Source organism: Sporosarcina sp. Marseille-Q4943, from assembly GCF_943736995.1.
Taxonomy (GTDB): domain Bacteria; phylum Bacillota; class Bacilli; order Bacillales_A; family Planococcaceae; genus Sporosarcina.
Genome location: NZ_CALSFT010000002.1, coordinates 218,233 through 232,468 on the forward strand (window position 1 = coordinate 218,233; position 14,236 = coordinate 232,468).

The 14,236-nt window shown below is 45.7% G+C and carries 11 protein-coding genes, 1 riboswitch and 1 other annotated feature; of the genes, 6 read left to right on the forward strand and 5 right to left on the reverse strand.

Going from position 1 to position 14,236, the window contains the following annotated elements; translation table 11 throughout:
- Positions 1-577: 577 nt before the first annotated feature.
- Positions 578-1,963, forward strand: coding sequence for an alanine/glycine:cation symporter family protein (locus tag NIT04_RS01165; protein WP_371922478.1), 1,386 nt, complete (start codon positions 578-580; stop codon positions 1,961-1,963).
- A 165-nt stretch (positions 1,964-2,128) separates the two neighbouring features.
- Here the strand turns inward: NIT04_RS01165 and argS are convergent, their stop codons facing one another.
- Positions 2,129-3,793, reverse strand: coding sequence for an arginine--tRNA ligase (gene argS, locus NIT04_RS01170; protein WP_252501783.1), 1,665 nt, complete (start codon positions 3,791-3,793; stop codon positions 2,129-2,131).
- A 47-nt stretch (positions 3,794-3,840) separates the two neighbouring features.
- Positions 3,841-4,058: a binding site (T-box leader), on the reverse strand.
- Positions 4,059-4,155: 97 nt separating this feature from the next.
- Between argS and NIT04_RS01175 the strand changes: the two genes are divergently transcribed.
- Together NIT04_RS01175 and NIT04_RS01180 are read left to right on the forward strand one after the other, a co-directional pair.
- Positions 4,156-5,304 carry a DUF3221 domain-containing protein gene (locus tag NIT04_RS01175; protein WP_252501784.1) on the forward strand — a complete coding sequence of 383 codons (1,149 nt, stop codon included), beginning with the start codon at positions 4,156-4,158 and terminating at the stop codon, positions 5,302-5,304.
- A gap of 427 nt (positions 5,305-5,731) precedes the next feature.
- Positions 5,732-6,994, forward strand: a complete 1,263-nt coding sequence (locus NIT04_RS01180; protein ID WP_252501785.1) for an erythromycin esterase family protein — start codon at positions 5,732-5,734, stop codon at positions 6,992-6,994.
- A 257-nt stretch (positions 6,995-7,251) separates the two neighbouring features.
- On the opposite strand, the gene NIT04_RS01185 is transcribed toward NIT04_RS01180, so the two are convergent.
- From NIT04_RS01185 to NIT04_RS01195, 3 genes are all read right to left on the reverse strand, one after another.
- Entirely contained in the window at positions 7,252-7,713 is a 462-nt protein-coding gene (locus tag NIT04_RS01185) for a hypothetical protein (protein WP_252501786.1), read from the reverse strand.
- A 55-nt stretch (positions 7,714-7,768) separates the two neighbouring features.
- Positions 7,769-8,245, reverse strand: a complete 477-nt coding sequence (locus NIT04_RS01190) for an NUDIX domain-containing protein (protein ID WP_252501787.1) — start codon at positions 8,243-8,245, stop codon at positions 7,769-7,771.
- A 206-nt stretch (positions 8,246-8,451) separates the two neighbouring features.
- Positions 8,452-8,817: a PH domain-containing protein gene (locus NIT04_RS01195; RefSeq protein WP_252501788.1), complete on the reverse strand. Its 366-nt coding sequence runs from the start codon at positions 8,815-8,817 to the stop codon at positions 8,452-8,454.
- A gap of 253 nt (positions 8,818-9,070) precedes the next feature.
- Positions 9,071-9,252, forward strand: a riboswitch (cobalamin riboswitch).
- A gap of 162 nt (positions 9,253-9,414) precedes the next feature.
- Between NIT04_RS01195 and NIT04_RS01200 the strand changes: the two genes are divergently transcribed.
- Genes NIT04_RS01200 through NIT04_RS01210 form a run of 3 tightly spaced genes read left to right on the forward strand, consistent with a single transcriptional unit; the run spans position 9,415 to position 13,078 of the window.
- Positions 9,415-11,637 carry a ribonucleoside-diphosphate reductase subunit alpha gene (locus NIT04_RS01200; RefSeq protein ID WP_252503158.1) on the forward strand — a complete coding sequence of 741 codons (2,223 nt, stop codon included), beginning with the start codon at positions 9,415-9,417 and terminating at the stop codon, positions 11,635-11,637.
- Positions 11,622-12,071: a flavodoxin gene (locus NIT04_RS01205; protein ID WP_252501789.1), complete on the forward strand. Its 450-nt coding sequence runs from the start codon at positions 11,622-11,624 to the stop codon at positions 12,069-12,071. The genes NIT04_RS01200 and NIT04_RS01205 overlap by 16 nt, the downstream gene beginning before the upstream one ends.
- Positions 12,017-13,078 (forward strand): ribonucleotide-diphosphate reductase subunit beta, encoded by a 1,062-nt coding sequence (locus NIT04_RS01210; RefSeq protein ID WP_252501790.1) that lies wholly within the window; start codon positions 12,017-12,019, stop codon positions 13,076-13,078. The genes NIT04_RS01205 and NIT04_RS01210 overlap by 55 nt, the downstream gene beginning before the upstream one ends.
- Before the next feature lie 371 nt (positions 13,079-13,449).
- Here the strand turns inward: NIT04_RS01210 and NIT04_RS01215 are convergent, their stop codons facing one another.
- On the reverse strand, positions 13,450-14,118 hold the full coding sequence (locus NIT04_RS01215) for an MOSC domain-containing protein (RefSeq protein ID WP_252501791.1): 669 nt from the start codon (positions 14,116-14,118) through the stop codon (positions 13,450-13,452).
- Positions 14,119-14,236 lie beyond the last annotated feature (118 nt).

Consider the following 14,236-nt stretch of genomic DNA (forward strand, 5'->3'; position numbering starts at 1 on the left):
CTCCTGAACGAGCAGGAGCAATGCCTTGATACTTATTATAGCATACTTCGCAGATGGAAGTATTGGAAAACTGGATATTCAGTAGGTTGTTAGTGTATATTTTTGGTGGTTCTTAAGTCCTTGTTGGACGTAGTTTGATGAAAACTTGCGAGTCAGTGATAACCCAGTCTGAGTCGGTGATATAGTGCTGAAAGTCGGTGGAAAAATCGTCCGAGTCGGTGATAAAGTACCGAAACTCGGTGATGAAGGAAAACACCTATAGAAATAATTCTTTTGACCTATTCAACTTTTGGGAAACTAGCGAGTCGGTGGTAAACGGGTTCAAGGTGATAGCCAATATTTTCTGGCAATATTCGATGATTTTTTTCGAAAAATATGTTGAAAAATACAAAGTCGATGATAAAATAGTCAAGTCAGAATAAAATATGAAGCGCTTTCACGAAAAGTGGACGATAGCTTCTAGGCCGTCTGAGTCCCTGATGGCTCAGCGGTTTTTCTATTTTTGAAATGTGAGTTTTTTTCGCGCGACTGGGTAATGATAGTAAGTGAGTTACGAGGATGAGAAGGAGTGGATAGTGTGGGAGTAGTGGAGTGGCTCGTCGGACCGGCGAATGATTTTATTTGGACATACATATTAATCGGACTTTTATTGTTCATCGGTCTATATTTTACGATTCGGACGAAGTTTGTCCAATTCCGTTTATTTGGAGAGATGTTCAGACTCATTTTTGAGAAAAAAGAGGGCAACCGTGGGGTTTCGGCGTTCCAGGCGTTTACAATTAGTGCGGCGTCTCGGGTCGGTACAGGGAACGTAACTGGGGTTGCGCTGGCGATCGGGATTGGCGGGCCAGGCGCGGTCTTCTGGATGTGGGTCATCGCCATTATTGGCATGGCGACAGCGTTTATTGAAAGTGCGCTTGCACAAGTTTACAAAGTCCGGGACGGCGATACATTCCGCGGAGGGCCGGCTTATTATATGGAGAAGGCGCTAGGCCTTCGGAAGCTCGGCATCGTTTTCGCGATTCTTCTCACAATGTGTTTCGGTTTCATCTTCAACTCAGTTCAGTCGAACACAATCAGTCAATCGTTCCATGATGTATTCAATCTTCCGTATTGGGTTGTCGGACTGTTTCTTGTCGTGCTGACAGGAATTATTATCTTCGGCGGCGTGCAGCGGATTGTTAAAGTGACACAATCAATAGTTCCGATTATGGCAGTGTTTTATTTGCTTATTGCACTTTACGTTGTTGCCATTAATATTACAGAAGTACCCGCAATGATTGCACTCATTTTTGAACATGCTTTCGGCATTAAGGAAATGGCTGGCGGCGGTATAGGCGCTGCCATGTTGCAAGGTATTCGACGTGGTTTATTCTCCAATGAAGCTGGAATGGGAAGTGTGCCGAACGCTGCGGCGACGGCGAGTGCGACGCATCCGGCGAAACAAGGGCTTGTTCAAAGCCTTGGCGTATTTTTCGATACGATCATCATTTGTTCTGCGACAGCCTTCATCATCATCCTTGCAGGTCTGTATGATAAAGGGGAAGAGAGCGGCATTTTGCTGACACAATCTTCGATGGCTGTTCACGTTGGTTCATGGGCGCCATATTTTGTCGCAATCGCGATTATGTTCTTCGCGTTTAGCTCAATCGTTGGAAATTACTATTACGGTGAAACGAATATCGAATTCATCAACACACATAAGTCGTGGATGACGCTTTACCGAATTCTCGTCCTCGGCATGGTCATGTTCGGTGCTCTCGCAAAAGTGGATATCGTCTGGAGCATGGCGGACTTGTTCATGGGATTGATGGCAATTATAAATCTCCTCGTCATCTTGGCACTCGGGAAAGTCGCATTCCATGTGTTGGATGATTATACGAAGCAACGGAAACAAGGGAAAAACCCCGTGTTTAAAGCGGATCCTAGTTTAAAGGGTGCTGACTGTTGGAAAAATGAATGAAAAAAAGCAATCGTCCCGCTGCAGTGGGGCGATTGCTTTTTTTCGTCTAGCTGCGAGCGCTAGATTCTCGGGTCATAAGTCAGTTCCACTTTACGGCAAAGAGCGCCGTTTCGTGGATCCGCCTTATGCCTGTCGCATCTGAGCAAGCGCCCTCCGCTTTTGAGTTTACATCTCCTCAGGCGCCTTCATGCCGAGTAGGCGCAATGATTCCTTCAATACGATGACGACGCATTCGGTAAGCGCAATGCGGTAATGCTTGTTTGTTTCGTCGGATAGGACTTGCACATTCCCGTAAAACGAGTTGAACGCTTGGGCAAGATCAATCGCATATTTTGCGATGACGGATGGGTCCAGTTCTTCCGCTGCACGTTTAACGGCTTGTGGAAATTGCTCAAGTTGTTTGATCGTTTCCCATTCGTGATCATTCACTTCGTCAATCGCGAACGTGTTGGTTGCCTTCGCTTTACGCAAGATGGAGTTCGCCCGCGCATGTGCATATTGAACGTATGGCCCAGTTTCGCCTTCTGTCTGGAGCATCGTCTCGAGATCGAATTCGATATCATGTTTCCGGTGCTGCTTCAAGTCGCTGAAAAGGATGGCGCCGACACCGACGGCTTCCGCCACTTCGGATTTTTTCGCGAGCGTCGGGTTCTTTTCCTCGATGTTTTTCTGTGCAAGTTCGATCGCCTCTTTCAATACTTCCTCGAGCAAGACGATCTTTCCTTTACGCGTCGACATCTTCTTGCCGTCTTGCAAGATGAGCCCGAATGGTACGTGTACGATGTCGCTTGCCCAGTCATGCCCCATTTTGCAAAGCACTTGCTTCACTTGTGTAAAGTGAAGGCTTTGTTCATTCCCGACGACGTAAATGGATTTGACGAAGTCGTACTTGTTTTTTCGATAAATGGCAGCTGCCAAATCCCTTGTCGCGTACAACGTCGCTCCGTCCGATTTCTTGATGAGACATGGCGGCATGCCTTCTTCAAGTTCCACGACCATGGCGCCGTCCGATTCGACCAATAGTCCTTTGTCTTCGAGTTCTTGAACGACTGGCTCCATTTTGTCGTTGTAATACGCTTCACCATTATAAGAATCAAAGGTGACTCCGATCAGATCATAGATCCGTTGGAATTCCTTCAACGACTCGGTTTTGAACCAGTCCCACAGGGCGAGTGCTTCGGAATTTCCGTCTTCAAGCGCCTTGAATGCCGCGCGCCCTTCATCGTTCAAGGAAGGATCTGCCTCTGCTTCTTCATGGAAACGGATGTATAGCTTCAGCAATGTCTCGATCGGTGCTTGACGGACCTCTTCCTCGATGCCCCATTTCCGGTAGGCGGTGAGTAGCTTTCCGAATTGCGTGCCCCAATCGCCGATGTGATTGATTTTCATCGGTTGGTAGCCATTCTTTTCGAGCAATAAGGCGATGGAATTCCCGATGACCGTGGAACGTAGATGGCCCATCGAGAACGGCTTCGCAATGTTTGGCGAGGACAAGTCAATCGTCACAACACCGCCGTTGCCTTCATTGGAGGAACCGTAATTGGCGCATTGCTCCAGGACCGTTGGAAGTAGCGTATCTGCAACGGCTTTTCGGTTTACGAAAAGATTAACGTACCCATTCACTGCTTCAACTTTACTGATTAATGGATGCTTAACGGCAGCTGCGATTTCTTCCGCGATGGTGACAGGTGACTTCCGCAAGGTTTTTGCGAATGGAAAACAAGGTAATGCAAAATCGCCTAACTTTGAATTTGCTGGGCGCTCCAGCATATGCTCCTCCAATTGCATTGGGCTGACTGTCTGTAAAGCTTGTAAAATATCCTTTTTCATTTATACGAACCCCTTTTCAGGAAAAATAAAAAGCCTTCGATCTCAATAAATGAGACGAAAGCTTGTTCCGCGGTACCACTCAATTTGCCCCTGTCATGGTTTGGATAGAGGCCCCTTTCTCCTAACGGCGAGACACCGGCTTCTCCTACTTCATTCAGACAAGCATCTCCGAAGTGCGCTTCACGAATCCACCCCGCCAGGCTCCCACCAACCCCGGCTCGCTACGGAAGTACAGACTCACTACTCTCTTCGTCATCGATATTGTAGTTGAATGTATCAAATCATAGAAAGGGTGTCAATGAGTTTTAGTCGTAACTTTTAAACAAATCATCCGTCTAACTTAGTGAATGGGAGGTTTTGGAATGAAATATAGCGTGTCAATACTATTGGGTGCTGCTTTGATATTGGGAGGCTGTGGAACGGATGCGTCCCCGCAAAATAGCTTTGTTGTAGATAGCGGATGGCCAACGTTGAAAAAAGTGAGTGGACGCGAAATTATTGCCGAACTGAAGCAAACCGTTGAAGAGACGCCTATACGGGACAAGAGGGCCACTATAGAAACGCCCCCTGAGTTTGAGGAGCCTACGAAAGAAACGGTGGAGGATTTGAATGTCAATACAATTGAGGGACCCGCTGTCTTCCAGGCGGTGGAAAAAGTTTACGGCGAGGGTGGCATTCATCATGAAGGCGTCATCTTCTTCGAACTTCAGACGAAGGGTGCTGCGCAATCCGGCGTGTGGATCGGGCTGAAGGAGCCGGATGAACGCGTTCAGCAATTGCTTGATCTGCTACAGCCGAAAGTGGATGCGGGCGAGATCCTAGCGGAACCGATCTATATCTTCCGTAGCCCTCATACGGAAAAGGAACTTTATGATCAACAGGAGGAAGTAACGGAAGCATTGAAAAGCATGGAATCGGAACAGGGATCTTTCGGCCTTTACGTCAATATCATCACAGGTGATATTGAAGTCACACATGATTTTCTAAAACCGGAGCAACAAGAGGAGCTGCGGAAGTTATTCGCCGATCATACGATTATTTTCGAGCAAGATGGAAGGATGGTCCCGGAGCCGGGGGAATCTAGAATCATACCTCCTGAACAAACGTATACAGATACTCCGGTGGAAGAAGGTGGATTCATATTGTCCGCTGGTGAAGGGACAATATTCGTAGCGGGCGGAACTAAAAGCGCTGTGTATTATAAATTCCCAGAAGCCGACAAGCTGAAAGTCGGTCAACGTGTGAATGTGGAACGATCAGGTCCAATTCTTGAATCGTATCCTGGACAAGGGACCGCAAAGTTTGTAGAGGTCTTGCCGGACTATAAGCCAGCGAACGCAAAGCTTTCCGAGTCACAGGCCGTCGAGAAAGCATTGAAAATCGCGGGTGAGAGATTATCGAATGGCTATGTTGTCATCAATGAAATTTCATTTGATGAGAGTGAAGGGAAGTGGATTTTCGAGCTTCTGCCGGATGATGGGGAAGGGACGCTGGAAGTTGAGGATCAATAGAAGTTTAGGCAACCGTCTTTATAGGGCGGTTGTTTTTTTACGTGGAAAATCGGGCGAGTGGTGATTAAGTTCGCTTGAGCGGTGATAAGCGGTGATAAACGTCGCTTAAGCGGTGATAAAGTGCATCTGAGTGGTGATAAAGTATGCTTGACCGGTGATAAACCTTTTTGGCATGGAAAAAATGCGCAAACGATGAGCAGATTCATTCAAAAACACCTCGTATTGTAGTCAAACGGTGATAAATTTCACGAGAGTCGGTGATAAAGTGCCCCGAGTCGGTGATAATGGCCCGAGAGTCGGTGATAACAGCGCGAGAGTCGGTGATAAACCGCCGCAAGTCGGTGATTACCATTTTGCGCTGCGATGAACACTCCCCCGGTTTCCAACAAGACCCCATGGGTATGCTATGGATGAAGGAGGGATTGATTTGTCGAAAAAACTGATTTCTGCGATACAGGAGCATTCATTCCCGTTAAATGATAAAGCGCTTGATACTATTTTGGACGCGATTGGAGATGCCCGAATTGTCATGCTAGGTGAAGCGACGCATGGAACTTCAGAGTTTTACAAAGTTCGCGCGGCTTTATCCAAACGTCTGATTCAGGAAAAAGGATTTACCATCATTGCGGTGGAGGGCGATTGGCCATCTGCTCAGTCAGTCAATCGATATGTGAAAGGGTTTGATGAAGAAGGGAGATCTGCTCGTCAAGTTTTGACGGAGTCCTTCAATCGCTGGCCGACGTGGATGTGGGCGAATGAAGAAGTCGAGGAGCTTGTTGAATGGTTGAAAGCCGATAATGACGGCAAGGAAGAAGCCGAAAAAACAGGGTTTTACGGCATCGATATGTATAGCTTGTATGAATCCATCGATGAAGTGCTTCGCTTTCTCCGGGAGAATCCACAGTATGAAATGGATCTAGAGTTGGCGAAAAAGGCATTCTCCTGTTTCGAGCCGTACAACCGGATGCCGGAGCACTATGCGCTCTCGACCGCCCATTTCACGGAGGAATGCATCCGGGAAGTTACAAACTTGCTGACGACAATCCGCAGTCATGAAGACCTTTATTCGAATGAACAGGAGAAGGACTTGAATGTGACGATGAATGCATTGGTTGCGAAAAATGCGGAATCGTATTATCGCGCCATGATGCAGGACGACGCCATCTCGTGGAACATCCGCGATATGCATATGGTGGAGGCGATCAGTGAAATCCTGAATTATCACGGAGAGGACGCCAAGATCATCATTTGGGAGCATAATACCCATGTCGGCGATGCGTCGGAAACATCGATGGCCGACCACGATATGATTAACGTCGGGCAGCTCGTCCGGGAGAAATATGGAGTGGAAGACACATTTGCCATCGGCTTTGGGACGTATGAAGGGACCGTCATTGCCGGCGAAAGCTGGGGAGAACCGTTTCAAAAGATGAATGTGCCACCCGCGAAGTTCAATTCATGGGAAGGGCAGATGCATGCGGCAAAAGCAGAGGATCAAGTCATTCTTTTCACAAAGGTAAACCGTCATTTATTCAACGAATGGATCGGCCATCGAGCCATCGGGGTTGTCTATAATCCGGAGTTTGAGGCGTATGGAAATTATGTATCGTCGCGAGTTGGCAGCCGGTATGATGGTTTTGTTTTTATTAGAGAAACAAAGGCATTAACACCAATTGATTTGAATAAATGAGAGAAGGGCATCCGGTTGTAACGGGTTCGGTTGACAGGGAGAAACTCGCTATTTGAGTGTAAATAGGACCCTAATCGTTTCTACTACAACAGAAACTAACCAATAGAAATTAAAAACGCTCAGAAATCGAACTGCACCCTAATTGTTGGACACCGGTCTGACAGTTGGAGGTGCAGTTCTTCTATGACAATTTGATGATAAACTTTCGGCTGCTAGCAGCTCAACGTTCTTCAATAATAAATGAATATCATATTAAATTATTCCCCATCCGCCTCATTAACAGAATGAACATTCAATGTCTCGCTTGCTAGTGTTGTGAAATCACTACCTAAAGCCTGAACAGTAATATGGTCGTGGAATATCCTATCGCCAAACTCCCATTCAATAGACCATCCATCATTTCCATCTATGTCGTGGCCAATAAGAGTTCTTTCCCCCCAAGTCCCTGTTCCTGTTGGGGTTATCCAAAATAGTATTGTTTCCACATTTTCTGCTTCCACAGAGATAGTCATTGTACTGACACCTTCCGGAGCAATATGCCATCCGTTTTTCACTTCTAAATCTGTATCAACCATTAGGATTCGAGCCTTATTGTCTCTACCGTGAATTTGATCAGTTGAAGCATCAATACTTTCTTCTGGTTCATTATCGACTACATCATTACATGCAGAGAGAATTAGTATAATTAATAAAAAAAACACAGCTAATGCATTCTTCATATATAGCCTCCATTATTTCCACTAACCTACCTCTTTATTAAATAAAAAAGTAAAGCTATTCAGCGAGACAAGACCATTCCATCTTCGAGTGATTAACTGACCCTATATACACCGATTGTTCATTCTGATGATTGAAATAATGATTAAGCATATGACTAACGGTCAAAGGCATTTCTAAGTTTAAAATCTTCGAAAGGTCTATCCAATGCAGAGCACCTTCATCTGAATTTATAAAATTTATTTTCGTAGTATTTCCGAAATAAATATAGTGTTGGCGAATTTCATCTTGACTTCTTCGCATTAATATATAACGGAGCTTAAGTTGCTCTATTTCATTCCTTCCTATTCCCGTCTCTTCGAAAATCTCTCTTAAACAAGACTCTTCAGGATTATTATGTTCGTTAGCTTCGACATGTCCACCAATTCCAGTCCATAAATTAGATGCTAATGCTCTATCTTTGGAACGTTTCAACATCAAAAGTTTATTGTCACAAAAAAGATAGGCCCCAGTCATTATTCGCATTTTTATCATACATACCCGACCTTTTGTTTCAGTTTATTTTTTGTAACAAACTCCTTCTCCAATTTAATGTACTACTTAATCTATTGAAGTAATGATGTAGTAATAAAAAGGAGACACTAATTTATTTTTGAATTGTGTCTCCGAATAGTTTGTTATTTGATTTGATTTTTTCCCCCAACAAATAATCCCGTGAATCCAATTGCACGGCTCTTTCCTTAAAGTATGGCATTCGCTATGATTTTATCGAGTTTACGGACATCGACTTTTTTATTTAGATTCAATTTGAGTTTTCCTGCCTTCGTCCACAATTCAATTTCGGCATTAAGATCGATTCGTCCTGCGTTTTCTGTGGAATACATATTGATCGACTTGAATGGAATTGTGTAGATCTCCACCTTTTTACCTGTTAACCCTTGCTTGTCCGCGATGATAAATCGTTTGTTTGTCACGACCGCAACGTCACGGATTGTTTTATAGGCAACCTCCGCCACTTCACCGTCAATAAGCAAATCCGTAATCTCGTCGGGAACAGCAACTTCTTCCGTAAACGTCCAAGCCATCATTGCAGTTAAATCAGCCATCATCGATACCTCCTTTTTATGTGTATCATTACATACTAGTCTATGGAAGTATAGAGTGAATTGTAAATTAGTTTACTTTTGTAGGATTGAGTCGAAAGACTGGGACCAAAGCGATAGTGTTGGGAGAACCAGCAATGCCGTAAATTCCTTTGGTCATCCAAAAATTAATTAAAACTCATAAAATATCTTTCTACCTATTTACGATTAAAACACAACATGTTAGGGTAGTAGATGTACATAAGGCACAATATATAGTATCGAACGATGGAATGGTACCGTTATCGGTTTAATAGGGAATCCGCAAATCGGAGCTGTCCCCGCAACTGTAAACGCAGACGACCGTCTCAAAAACCACTGCAGCGTAATGCTTGCGGGAAGGGGAGACGGAAGAAGGAAGCGTTAGCCAGTAGACCTGCCATCCATCGTCAAGCGACACTTTCTTCGGGGGTTGAGAGGTGGAAGCGAGCGGGTTTTTTGCTTTCATTTTTCAGGCGGGACCCGATCTGTTTCCTACATCAAAATCCATGAGCGATGACTCTACCGAAGAGGTGGAATCATCGCTTTTTTGTATTGTGCAACAAAGGAGGAATTGTTTTGATGACATTAATTCGTGAAAAGATGAATGTGGCTGGCATACTGGAGAACTTGAAGGCGGAGTTCGGGAAATCACGATTAGTCGCACTGGAAGAATCCAGCGATAAATGGCTAGAACGCCATCCAGACGGTAGCAAATCAGATTGGGCGAAGGCGATGATCTTGGAATCGCTTAGCCGTATCGACGAATTGGAGACGTATTGGACGTTTGTCGCAGCGCGGATTTATTTGCAGGAAGTTTATTCCCGCCAGGAACAGTTGCGAGGTGCAAAAGCTTATACGGATTTTGCAGACAATGTAGAGCGGCTCGTCAAGAAAGGCTTGTATACATCTGTTTTGATTGAAAAATATTCGCGGGAAGAATTGAAGCAGCTCGGCGAATTCCTAGAGCCGGAGCGGGATAATCAATTCACTTATATTGGTCTGAAGACGTTAATGGATCGGTACGTTGCGGTTGATTTCAATAAACGGCCGGTCGAACTCCCGCAGGAACGTTGGCTCATTATTGCGATGACACTTATGCAAAATGAAACGGAGCACCGACTTGATAAAGTGGCGGAAGCGTATTGGGCGATGAGCAATCTCTATATGACCGTTGCGACGCCGACGCTTGCGAACGCGGGCAAGCCGCATGGACAGCTCTCCAGTTGCTTCATTGATACCGTCGATGATTCCCTTCAAGGTATCTATGACAGCAATACCGACATTGCCAATCTATCGAAATATGGTGGCGGCATCGGCGTTTACATGGGCAAAGTCCGTTCGCGCGGCTCTTCAATAAGAGGTTTCAAAGGGGCGTCAAGCGGTGTCCTTCCGTGGATCAAGCAACTGAACAACACGGCGGTAAGCGTTGATCAGCTCGGGCAACGACAAGGGGCGATCGCGGTTTATCTCGATGTATGGCATAAGGATATCTTCACATTCCTCGATCTCAAGTTGAACAACGGGGATGATCGCTTGCGTGCGCATGATATTTTCACCGGAGTCTGCTTGCCGGATCTTTTCATGGAGCAAGTCGAAGCACGCGGCGAATGGCATTTATTCGACCCGCATGAGGTGCGGACTGTGATGGGGTATTCGCTTGAGGATCATTATGATGAAACGAAGGGAAGTGGTTCATTCCGCGAGAAATACGAGGAATGTGTCAATCACCCTGAATTGACGAAGGAAACCGTCCCGGCGATTGAAATCATGAAACGAATCATGCGCAGCCAGCTTGAAACAGGGACGCCATTTATGTTTTACCGTGATGAAGTAAACCGCGCCAATCCGAATAAGCATGAAGGGATGGTGTATTCGAGTAACCTTTGCACAGAAATCATGCAAAATATGAGTCCGACTGAGTTTGAATCTGTAACGCTTGAAGACGATATTGTCGTAACACGCTCCAAACCGGGAGACTTCGTCGTTTGTAACTTGTCGTCCATCAATCTTGGACGTGCCGTACCCGCAGATGTATTAGAGCGACTTATTACCATCCAAGTCCGCATGCTCGACAACGTCATCGATTTGAATAAAATTCCGGTCGTCCAGGCGCAACGGACGAATGGCCGATACCGTGGCATTGGGCTCGGGACGTTCGGTTGGCACCATCTGCTCGCCTTGAAAAACATCCAATGGGAATCGGGTGAGGCGGTCGAATTTGCGGATGAACTCTATGAGAAAATCGCCTATTTAACGATTAAAGCTTCGATGGAATTAGCGAGCGAAAAGGGAGCGTATCCTTTATTCGAAGGTTCGGATTGGCAGAACGGGGTTTATTTCGAACAACGTGGGTACGACTCGAAGGAATGGCGTGAACTGCGGATCGATGTGGCGACGAATGGCATCCGGAACGGATATCTAATGGCAGTTGCGCCGAATAGCTCGACGTCCGTCATCGCAGGATCTACAGCTTCCATCGATCCTATTTTCAAACCGTTTTATCACGAGGAAAAGAAAGACTACAAGTTGCCGGTCATTGCACCGGATTTGGACCATAACACATACGATGTGTACCGCCGCTCCGCGTATATTGTCGATCAGCGCTGGTCCATTAAGCAGAACGCGGCAAGACAGCGTCATATTGACCAAGCCATTTCGTTCAACGTCTACGTACCGAACAATATCCGCGCATCCGTCCTCCTTGATTTGCATTTGCAGGCATGGAAATCTGGGATGAAAACGACGTATTACATGCGGTCGACTGCGTCCGATATCGAGGAGTGCGAATGGTGTCATTCCTGATTGCCTATGCATCGTGGAGCGGCAATACGGAGGAAGTGGCGGAAATTGTGGAGGAGACGCTGCTTTCAGAAGGAATGGACGTGACTATGCATCGGATTGGAATCGGCCCGATACCTGAGCTGCGAAGATTCGATGCGATGATTATCGGTTCATTCACATGGGATAAGGGGGCAACGCCTGACGAAGTGAAGGATTTTGTTGCGGACATCGGCTACAAACCAAGAAACGTCTACGTCTTCGGGACTGGAGATACGCAGTTTGGAGGGGATGAGCTCTTTTGCCATGCCGCTGTTAAACTGGCGCGGTTTTATGAGTCAGCAATTGAACCTCTTACAATCGAGCAAAGCCCTCGTGGCACGCAAGAAAAGAAAGTCATCGAATGGTCGAAAGGAGTTTTTCAACATTGGCGACACTTACACGCGTTAAAGTGCTGAACCCGGCACATCCGAACAAATCAACAGCGATATTCGGTGGGAAAGCGAGCGGCATCCTGAATTGGAACGACCTTGCCCACCCTCATTTCTACACATTGCGACAAAAAATCCGCTCCCTTTTTTGGACGGCGAATGAAGTCGATATGACGCAGGACGTGAAACAATTTGCAAACTTGTCGAAAGCGGAGCAAGAGGCTTTCCTTAAGATTATCGGATTGCTTGCGACATTGGATGGCCCTCAAACCGTCATTGCGATGAAAATCGCGGATTTCGCAACAGATCCTTCGGTAAAATCAATTATGGCAACGATCGCCGATCAGGAAAGCGAGCATAACCACAGCTACGCGTACGTTCTGTCATCGGTAACGACGTTGGACAAGCAAATGGCTTCATTTGAAATGGGCCGCACCGATGAAGTTCTTATGAAGCGGAACGAGCGAATCGTCGACATCTATAACGAATTCGCCGAGAACCCGACGATTGAAACGGTGTTGAAAGCGATGGTGTACACGACATTGCTGGAAGGATTGTTCTTCTACAGCGGCTTTGCGTTTTTCTATAATCTTGCGCGCCATCAGAAAATGGTCGGCACATCGACGATGATTTCATACATCAATCGGGACGAATTGCAGCACGGCAAGGCGATCAGCGACATTTTTCGCGCTGCCCTTGCAGAAAACCCGGAGTACAATACCGAAGCTTTTACGGAGTGGATTTACGATCAATTCCGCCATTCAGTCGAGCAAGAAATCATATGGAGCCGGTATGTGCTAGGGGAGATCGATGGAATCGACCTTGACGAAATGGCGGGCTATGTGAAATATCGTGCGAATAAAATGCTTAGAATGCTTGGATTGAGTGAAATTTATCCGGAGTTTACCGACAATCCGATGAAATGGATCCGTGCATATGTCGACAACTTCGACGACACGAAAACGGATTTCTTCGAACAGACGTCGAGGCAATATGTGAAAACGAGTGATTTGAACGGGTTTGATGATTTATAATTAGTATAACGGTTTCGGTTGAAGTGGAGAAAACACATAAACGCACAGTACATTGCATCTGTGCGTTTTTACTTGCCATTTTTTATTGTCAGCATCCCGTTAAGGGTTTAGCGTTTTCTTTCTTTTATAGAACACGTAAATTGCATTACCTGCAACTACTAATGCAAAAATGGACAGATACCCTATCGCAAATGTTAGGTTCAGCTCGCGTCTAACAACAAGGATTCCAAAAAAAGTCCCAAGAAGTGCCATTAAAGCGAGTTTACTTAATCTCCACTCGGAATGTGAAAGTATCTTCATTTTTTACGCCCCTTTCTCACCCTGTACCGAACCCATTAATTTTAGTAACCCGCGTTCTTACTTTTTCCTCTTCAATTTTCGTTCGCTACGGCTTCAATGCCATCCAGCCGCTTCAGAAATGTTTTTCTCCAGCTCTCTGACAACTCTTCCAACTTCAAGAGAGGCCTGATTCCATCCAAGTCATCTTTATCATGATACATGAGACGATTTGCCTCGGTCACGGTTATGGCTAAAGTGGGCCGCGAAACATGAACCAACTCGTCGGAAGGGGAGACGATTCCTTCCTTCAACACACGGAAATAATAACCTGTATAGCCTGTGTTTTGTACGAGTAAAGGCATGTCTTTGCGTTCATGGATAAGAGACAGCTTGAAACAAGGCTGACGCGGTTGGCTCACTTGGACGATGGCTTCCCCGATTTGGAATGAATCCCCAATGCATACTTCGTCCTCCGTCAATCCTTGAAGTGTCAAATTTTCGCCGAATGCACCAGGTTGCAACTGCTTTCCTAACTCTTTTTCCCAATACGAATAATGCTCGAACTGATATACACAAACAGCCTTATCTTTCCCGCCATGATTGACGAGATCGCCTTGCCCGTCTCCGGTAAAATTCAGTGTGGATAATAAAACGGGCTCCGAAACCGGCTTTTTATGAATTCCGGTCGTTATTTCCTTTTTCCCGAATTGCACATCTTGCGGTTTGCCGACATTCAATGAATGGATTTCGATTTTCTGCATGAGTTATTCACTCCTTTATATAAATATTCTATTCAATCAAGTGAAAAATATTTTGTAGGCAAAGATGACAATCGCCCCGATACAGACTCCTATAAAAAACCTAAGTGCTTGCTTCAAC

Excerpts from the sequence above, each read along its gene's own strand:
- argS (WP_252501783.1), bottom strand. The coding sequence starts at position 3,793 with ATGAAAAAGGATATTTTACAAGCTTTACAGACAGTCAGCCCAATGCAA.
- NIT04_RS01175 (WP_252501784.1), top strand. The coding sequence starts at position 4,156 with ATGAAATATAGCGTGTCAATACTATTGGGTGCTGCTTTGATATTGGGA.
- NIT04_RS01185 (WP_252501786.1), bottom strand. The coding sequence starts at position 7,713 with ATGAAGAATGCATTAGCTGTGTTTTTTTTATTAATTATACTAATTCTC.
- NIT04_RS01190 (WP_252501787.1), bottom strand. The coding sequence starts at position 8,245 with ATGATAAAAATGCGAATAATGACTGGGGCCTATCTTTTTTGTGACAAT.
- NIT04_RS01195 (WP_252501788.1), bottom strand. The coding sequence starts at position 8,817 with ATGGCTGATTTAACTGCAATGATGGCTTGGACGTTTACGGAAGAAGTT.
- NIT04_RS01200 (WP_252503158.1), top strand. The coding sequence starts at position 9,415 with ATGACATTAATTCGTGAAAAGATGAATGTGGCTGGCATACTGGAGAAC.
- NIT04_RS01205 (WP_252501789.1), top strand. The coding sequence starts at position 11,622 with ATGGTGTCATTCCTGATTGCCTATGCATCGTGGAGCGGCAATACGGAG.
- NIT04_RS01210 (WP_252501790.1), top strand. The coding sequence starts at position 12,017 with ATGGTCGAAAGGAGTTTTTCAACATTGGCGACACTTACACGCGTTAAA.
- NIT04_RS01215 (WP_252501791.1), bottom strand. The coding sequence starts at position 14,118 with ATGCAGAAAATCGAAATCCATTCATTGAATGTCGGCAAACCGCAAGAT.